2 protein-coding genes are annotated in these 2,108 nt (G+C 67.8%); one reads left to right on the top strand and one right to left on the bottom strand.

Features of this window, described 5'->3' with window-relative positions:
- Nucleotides 1–895, top strand: an 895-nt coding sequence (locus RMO97_RS17135) for an ABC-F family ATP-binding cassette domain-containing protein (RefSeq protein WP_310542236.1), incomplete at its 5' end; no start/stop codon positions are given.
- A gap of 264 nt (nucleotides 896–1,159) precedes the next feature.
- On the opposite strand, the gene RMO97_RS17130 is transcribed toward RMO97_RS17135, so the two are convergent.
- A partial coding sequence (locus RMO97_RS17130) for an aromatic ring-hydroxylating dioxygenase subunit alpha (protein ID WP_310542235.1) occupies nucleotides 1,160–2,108 on the bottom strand: 949 nt, incomplete at its 5' end.

Here is a 2,108-nt window from a genome sequence, read left to right as displayed (position 1 = left end):
CTACGACCAGCAGCGCGCGATGGGCGAACAGCAACGCCAGGCGCGATACGAGCGCCAGCAGGCCATGCTGGCCAAGGAAATCAAGTTCATCGAGAAGTTCAAGGCGCGCGCCAGCCACGCCGCCCAGGTCCAGAGCCGGGTCAAGAAGCTCGACAAGATCGAACGCGTCGAGGCGCCGCGCCGTCGCCAGTCGGTGCAGTTCGAGTTCAGGAGCCCGCCGCGGTCGGGTGACGACGTGATCAGCCTGCGGGATGTCTACAAGGGCTACGGCGACCAGCCGATCTATGAGGGCCTCGATCTCCTCGTGCGCCGCAAGGAACGCTGGTGCGTCCTGGGCGCGAACGGCGCGGGCAAATCGACGCTCCTGAAACTCGTGGCCGGCGCCACTGCGCCTGACAAGGGCACGGTCAGCACAGGCGCCAGCGTCAGGATGGGCTATTTCGCCCAGCACTCCATGGACCTGCTGGACGGCGAGGAAACCGTCTTTGAGTCCCTGGACGGCGCGTTCCCACAGGCGGGCCAAGGGGCGTTGCGCACTCTGGCGGGGTGCTTCGGCTTCTCCGGCGACGATGTCGAAAAGCCTTGCCGCGTCCTGTCCGGCGGCGAAAAGGCGCGCCTGGTCATGGCCAAGATGCTGTTCGATCCACCGAACCTGCTGGTCATCGACGAGCCGACCAACCACCTGGACATGGCGACCAAGGAGATGCTGGTGGCGGCCCTGGCGGACTTCGAGGGCACGATGCTCTTCGTCAGCCACGACCGCCATTTCCTGGCGGCGCTGTCAAACCGGGTGCTGGAGCTGACGCCGCAGGGGGTTCATCGCTACGACGGCGGCTATACGGAATACGTGTCCCGCACGGGCCAGGAAGCGCCAGGGCTGCACCCGGGGGCGTAGCGGGGCGTGGTGGATGACCCACTGACCTTCGCATCTCCCCCGCTCATCCCGGCGAAGGCCGGGACCCAGAGTCTTTTCGGGCGGTTGGGCGTGATCCACCGTTCGTGTGGTTCGTGTGGCTCGTGGACTATCTTGATCTCCCTCACGGCGTCGCGGCCGGAAGAGTTGGGACCACGAACCACACGAACCACACGAACAGGAACTCTTGTCGAGCGCCTCGAATGAATCTGAGTCCCGGCCTTCGCCGGGATGAGCGGTGTTAAATCAACGGTCTATCCCGGCCAACCTCGCCTTCAAGAACCGGTGCAGGCGCCAGACGCTGGCCTCCAGGTGGCTGAGCGGGCCTGGCGTGTAGAGGGGGCTCATCACGCCTTTCTGGGCGCCTTCGCAGGCCGGGATGTCCTCGTCGTGGATGGCGAGGACCCTTGCGCGAAAGCCGGCCACAAACTCCGGGATGGCGGCGAGGTCAGGTCTGGCCAGCAGGTGGATGTTGAGGCGGAACCGGCCGTGCTCGATGGCGTCCAGTTCATACCAGGTTCCGAGCGGCGTTCCCTCCGAGAAGAACAGCAGGGTGGTGGGGAAGATGGCGGCCACCACGAAGCCGTGGTCGCCCTCGCCGGCGGGTGGGTTTTCCAGGATCGTGAACAGGTCGCCGCCCTGGCCCTCGTAGGTGGCGAGGCCGGGATTGGTCTTCTGCAGGCTGCCCGCGTGGGGGCCGATGTGGTGGTAGGACTCCAGGAAGTTCTCCACCATCAGCTTCCAGTTCCAGGGGGACTCCAGGCTGATGGTGTCCACCGTCACCATGTCCTGCGGGGCGAAGGGCGCCAGCCGCTCGGCCAGGGGCGCGACCTGGGGCGCCAGGGGCGGCGCCTTGCCGTCCACATTGGCGAACACCCAGCCCCCCCAGCGGGTGGTGGCGATCGCGGGCAGGTCGCAGTCGTCGCGGTCGAAGGCCTCCGAACGCTCCATGCCCGGCGCGGCGGCCAGCCTGCCGTCCAGGCCGTAGCGCCAGAGGTGGTAGGGGCAGGTCAGGGCCTTGGCGACGCCCGCGCCCTCCACCACCGGCATGCCCCGGTGCCGGCAGACCCGCGACAGGACGTGGATCTCGCCGCCGGCGTCGCGGGTCACCACCAGGGGCGCGCCGCCGACATCGACGCTGCGATAGGCGCCAGGCTCGGCCAGGTCGCTCTCGCGGGCCACCGGCATCCAGCCC

The sequence above is a fragment of the Phenylobacterium sp. genome (assembly GCF_031425575.1).
Lineage (GTDB): Bacteria > Pseudomonadota > Alphaproteobacteria > Caulobacterales > Caulobacteraceae > Phenylobacterium.
The sequence above is the reverse complement of the archived record's forward strand: the minus strand, read 5'-3'. Positions and strand labels throughout refer to the sequence as shown.